Origin of the sequence: Dietzia cercidiphylli (assembly GCF_014145145.1) — a bacterium.
Lineage (GTDB): Bacteria > Actinomycetota > Actinomycetes > Mycobacteriales > Mycobacteriaceae > Dietzia > Dietzia natronolimnaea.
Window position 1 is genome coordinate 1 of sequence record NZ_JAALEA010000052.1, and the last position, 4,947, is coordinate 4,947.

General features: G+C 70.8%; 5 protein-coding genes. 3 read left to right on the plus strand and 2 right to left on the minus strand.

All coding sequences use genetic code 11. From position 1 onward, the window contains the following. The first annotated feature begins 176 nt into the window (after positions 1-176). Both G6028_RS02630 and G6028_RS02635 read left to right on the plus strand, forming a co-directional pair. Positions 177-1,298, plus strand: a complete 1,122-nt coding sequence (locus G6028_RS02630) for a TIGR03857 family LLM class F420-dependent oxidoreductase (RefSeq protein WP_182657958.1) — start codon at positions 177-179, stop codon at positions 1,296-1,298. Continuing rightward, entirely contained in the window at positions 1,295-2,356 is a 1,062-nt protein-coding gene (locus G6028_RS02635; protein WP_182657959.1) for a phosphotransferase family protein, read from the plus strand. Before G6028_RS02630 ends, G6028_RS02635 begins: the two co-directional genes overlap by 4 nt. 153 nt (positions 2,357-2,509) lie before the next feature. Here the strand turns inward: G6028_RS02635 and G6028_RS02640 are convergent, their stop codons facing one another. Both G6028_RS02640 and G6028_RS02645 read right to left on the minus strand, forming a co-directional pair. Beyond that, positions 2,510-4,036, minus strand: a complete 1,527-nt coding sequence (locus G6028_RS02640) for a catalase (RefSeq protein WP_179524388.1) — start codon at positions 4,034-4,036, stop codon at positions 2,510-2,512. Between the two features lie 55 nt (positions 4,037-4,091). After that, the gene (locus tag G6028_RS02645) at positions 4,092-4,532 is read right to left on the minus strand and encodes a Fur family transcriptional regulator (RefSeq protein ID WP_182615825.1); all 441 of its coding nucleotides are present in this window, start codon (positions 4,530-4,532) and stop codon (positions 4,092-4,094) included. A gap of 153 nt (positions 4,533-4,685) precedes the next feature. Between G6028_RS02645 and G6028_RS02650 the strand changes: the two genes are divergently transcribed. Then, positions 4,686-4,947: universal stress protein (locus tag G6028_RS02650; RefSeq protein WP_182657960.1), on the plus strand; the 262-nt coding region annotated here is incomplete at its 3' end.

Below are 4,947 nucleotides of genomic sequence, written 5' to 3' on the forward strand. Positions count from 1 at the left end.
CGGCGCGGCAGCCCGGCGCAGCAGCCCGGCGCGGCCCGGCGCGGCCCAAGGACCCAGCAATACCCACACCGGGCCGACGGCGTCTGCGGCAACACCCGGTGGTGGACTCCGCAGGCGGGCTAATGTGACACCTGTCACTCAATATCTGCGTGACCATCCACCGCCGGAAGGCGCCCATGCCCCACGCTGCAGCTGCCCACCTCATGCCCGAGCTCGCCTGCTACGGACTCGCCGGGCACAGCGCGTCGCCGGCCGACCTCATCACAGAGGCCGCGCGCGCCGAGGAGTTGGGACTCGGGTCGATCCTGCTGTCGGAGCGGTTCGCCCTCAAGGACGCCGCGGTGATGGCCGGCGCTGCCGTGGCGGCCACCAGCCGGATCGGCGTGGGCACCGCGGCGACCAACCACAACACCCGGCATCCGCTGGTCACCGCCACCATGGCCACGACCCTGCACCGCATGTCGGGCGGGCGGTACGCCTTCGGGCTGGGCCGCGGCATCCCCATACTGTTCGACATCATGGGCCTGCCCCACGTCACGTCGGCGCAGCTCGAGGACGCGGCGGGGATCTACCGCACCCTGTGGCGGGGCGGGTCGGTGGCGGGGCACGACGGCCCGGCGGGGAGCTATCCCTATCTCGTGCAGGACCCCTCGTTCGACGAGGACATCCCGGTGCTGCTCATGGCCATGGGCGACAACTCGCTCCGGCTCGCCGGACGGATCGCCGACGGCGTGGTCCTGCACACCTTCATGTCCGACACCGCCGTCGCCAGATCCGTCCGGCTGGTCCGCGAGGCCGCCGAACGGGCCGGCCGCGACCCGGCGCAGGTGCGGATCTGGTCGGTGATGGCCACCATCGAGGACTCGCTCGACGAGACCGCGCGGCTGCGCAAACTCGTCGGCCGCCTGGCCACCTACCTCACCGGGTACGGCGATGTGCTGGTCCGGGTGAACGGCTGGGACCCGGCGGGCCTCGAGCGGTTCCGCGCCGACGAGCGCCTGTCCGCCCACTCCGGTGCGCTCGACGCGACCGACGACCTCGACATCCTGCGTCACGCCCGCGACGTGCTCCCGGACGAGTGGCTCGCCTGCGCCGCGGTCGGCAGCGCCGAGCACTGCGCCGACCGCATCGAGGGTCAACTCGCGCTCGGCGCGGACTCCGTCGTCCTGCACGGCGCGACCCCCGACGAGCTCGCCCCGGTCCTGGCCGCCTGGCATCGCCGGCGGGACCCCCGCCGGTTCGACCATCTCGCACCCAACCCCGGACGTCTCCACCTGCGGAAGGACCCCCAGACATGACCAGCGTCGACTCGAGCGCCTCCGTGGTCTGCACGCCGGAGGAGGTGACGGCGGGGTGGCTCACCCGGGCGCTCGGCACCGAGGTCCGGTCGGCACGGACCGAGGCGGTGGGGACCGGCCAGATCGGCTGCTGCGTAGTGGCCCACGTGGACGGTGACGGGCTCCCGCCGACGCTGTTCGTCAAACTCCCGAACCCCGACGAGGGCATGCGGCCGCTGCTGCACGGCGTCTACCGGAGCGAGGTGCTGTTCTACCGCGACCTGGCGCCGACGGTGGCCGTGCGGGTTCCGCGGGCGCGGTTCGCCGCCCTCGGGGAGCGGGAGGGCGAGTTCACGCTCGTGCTCGACGACGTGGCGCCGCTGGTCCAGGGCGACCAGCTCACCGGGCTGACCGTCGAGGACGCCCGCGACTGCGCGGTCAACCTGGCCGGGTTGCACGGCCCGCGCTGGTGCGATCCGGCACTGCGCGGCATCGACGGCCTCTCCTGCCCCTCCGCCGAGGACAACGTCACCCTCCAGGAACTCGGCGGGCCGGCGCTGGAGGCCTTCCTCGCCGAGTTGGGGGACCGGCTCGACGACGACGAGCGACGGATCCTGTCCGAGATCGCGCCGCTGATCGCGGACTGGGCCAACGGGCGGTCCGATCGCTTCGCGCTGCTGCACGCCGACTACCGCGCCGACAACATGCTGATCGACCCCTCCGGGGAGCGGCCGTCCCTGGCCTGCGACTGGCAGACCCTCACGGTGGGGTTGCCCGGGCGCGACCTCGGCGGCTTCCTCGGCTCCAGCCTGGACGTCGCCGACCGCCGGGCCGCCGAACGCGGGATCGTGGCCGACTACCACCGCGCGCTCGTCGGGCACGGGGTGACCGGGTACTCCCTCGAGACCTGCTGGGACGACTACGTCTACGGGCTGCTCCAGACCCCGGTGCTCGGGATCTTCGGCTGGATGTACGGCACCCGGACCCCGCGCGGTGACGAGATGTTCGCCCTGCTCATGCGGCGGGCCTGTCGGGCTATCGCCGACCACGACGCCCTGACCGTGGTCCGCGGCGGCTGACTGGGCCCTGACCTTGGTCCGCGGCGGCTGACGGGGCCCCGGAAGCCGGCGCACGAGGAGGGCCCGACCCCGCTGGTCGCGGGATCGGGCCCTTCGTCTCAGTCGAGTTCGGCCGACGCGTGCTCGACCGAAACATGCTCGGCTACGGAGTGGTCACTCCTGGCGACGGTGGTTGCCGCGCGGACCGGACTCGACGCCGGCCTTGACGGCCTCGCACAGCCCCTGGTCGACGGCCGCCCAGTAGGCGTACACGCGCTCGAGGAGCTCGGTCTCCGAGGGGTCGATCTTGCTCACGTGACCGGCGATGTTGGACGCCAGACGCTCGCGGGCCGCGTCGTCGAGGACCTCCCGGTAGAGCGTGGTGGCCTGCGCCTGGTCGGTGTCGTCGGAGTGCGGCGAGACGTCCCCGCGGTAGATCTCCGAGCCCTTGGTGTCCCAGTCACCGAAGTCGAACGCCTTGGCCGGGTCCGCGACCGGGCCGTCGAGGGTGTTGGGGGCGTACTCGGCCTGCGCCGGGTGCGGGAACTCGTACTGCATGGCGCCCTCCTTGGAGTAGGAGTTCACCGGCGAGAGCGGTCGGTTGACCGGCACCTGCTGGTAGTTGGCGCCGATGCGGTAGCGCTGGATGTCCGGGTACGCGAAGACACGGCCGAGGAGCATCTTGTCGGGCGAGAAGCCGATGCCCTTGACGATGTTGGTCGGCGCGAACGCCGCCTGCTCGATCTGGGCGTGGTGGTTCTGCGGGTTCCGGTTCAGCGTCATGGTGCCGACCTTGCGCAGCGGGTAGTCCTTCTGCGACCAGACCTTGGTGAGGTCGAACGGGTTGAAGCGGTAGGTCTCCGCCTCGTCGAAGGGCATCACCTGGACGTGCAGGTCCCACGACGGGAACTCGCCCTTGGCGATGGACTCGTAGAGGTCCTGACGGTGGTAGTCGGCGTTCTCACCGGCGAGCTTGTCGGCCTCGTCCTGGGTGAGGAAGTCGATGCCCTGGTTGGTCTTGAAGTGGAACTTGACCCAGTGGCGCACGCCCTCGGCGTTGATGAACTGGTAGGTGTGCGAGCCGAACCCGTCCATGTTGCGCCAGGTGGCCGGGATGCCGCGGTCGCCCATGAGCCAGGTGACCTGGTGGGTCGACTCGGGGCTCAGGGTCCAGAAGTCCCACTGCATGGCGTGGTTGCGCAGGCCGGAGGCGTTCTTGCGGCGCTGCGAGTGGATGAAGTCCGGGAACTTGAGGGCGTCGCGGACGAAGAAGACCGGCGTGTTGTTGCCGACCATGTCGTAGTTGCCCTCGTCGGTGTAGAACTTCAGCGCGAAGCCGCGCGGGTCACGCCAGGTGTCGGGGCTGCCCTTCTCGCCGGCGACGGTGGAGAAGCGGGCGAGCATGGGGGTCGTGACGCCCTGCTGGAACAGGCCTGCGCAGGTGATGTCCGAGACGTCCTCGGTGGTGACGAACTCGCCGAAGGCGCCCGAGCCCTTCGCGTGGGGCAGACGCTCCGGGACGTTCTCGCGGTTGAAGTGGGCGAGCTTCTCGATCAGGTAGAAGTCGTGGATCGGCTGCGGACCCAGCTCGCCCAACCGGGCGCTGAACTCGTCGCTCGGTACCGGCTGGCCACTGTCGGTGGTGGTGGCGGACTTGGGCTGGAAGTCGCGTACGCCGCGGTCGGCGGGATGCGTGGTCACGTCTGGTGCTCCTCGTTGTGGTGGGGTGATGGGCGATGTGGTCTGGGTCTCAGTCTTAACCGAGCCGGGCACGGCCCGCCTGACATTCGGGACATGTGCCCCAGTAGTTGACCTCGGCCTCGTCGATCAGGAAGCCGTGATCGTGGTCCGCCTGCAGGCAGGGCGCATGCCCCACCGCGCATTCGACATCCTCGATCCGGCCGCACTGCCGGCACACGAGGTGGTGGTGGTTGTCCCCCGTGCGGCGTTCGTACCGGGCCGGCGAGCCGGCCGGTTCGATGCGCCGCATGAGTCCGACGTCGGTGCACACACGCAGCGCGTCGTAGACGGTCTGCGTGGACACCGCGCCCAGCCGCTCCCGGACCAGTACCGCGACGTCCTCCGCCGCGATGTGGGGACGACTGTCGACGACGGCGAGGACCGCCAACCGGGGAGAGGTGACCCTCAACCCGGCTGTCCGGAGCAGCGCTCCCGGATCCTCCATCTGCGTCGTCATGGGCCTCACCCTAGCCGACTTTCTGGAACTGGTCCAGAAAAGGACTGGTTCCGCTTTGGTAACGATGTCGGCTGCGCATCTGCTGCTCCCCCCGGACGCCGTCGTACCCGCCGACTAGGCTGATCCGCGACGCCGAACCCGCAGGAGGACGCCATGACGGAAACCGCCACCGGACCGGTCGTATGCGGCTACGACGGTTCGCGGGACGCCCGCCGGGCCGTGGCCTGGGCCGCGAACTGGGCACGCGACCACGACGCGGGGCTCGAGGTGGTCTCGGCCGACCGCGCCGTCGGACGCGTGGTGGCCTTCGACGAGACCGCCCGCGCCAACGTCGAGGGAGCCATGCGGGACCAGCTCACCGACCTCGTCGGACAGGTCCCGGCGACCTACCGCGTGGTCGCCGACAGCCCCGTCG

What these genes read in the sequence shown, in the direction of transcription:
- G6028_RS02630 (WP_182657958.1), top strand. Translation starts at nt 177, where the DNA reads ATGCCCCACGCTGCAGCTGCCCACCTCATGCCCGAGCTCGCCTGCTAC.
- G6028_RS02635 (WP_182657959.1), top strand. Translation starts at nt 1,295, where the DNA reads ATGACCAGCGTCGACTCGAGCGCCTCCGTGGTCTGCACGCCGGAGGAG.
- G6028_RS02645 (WP_182615825.1), bottom strand. Translation starts at nt 4,532, where the DNA reads ATGACGACGCAGATGGAGGATCCGGGAGCGCTGCTCCGGACAGCCGGG.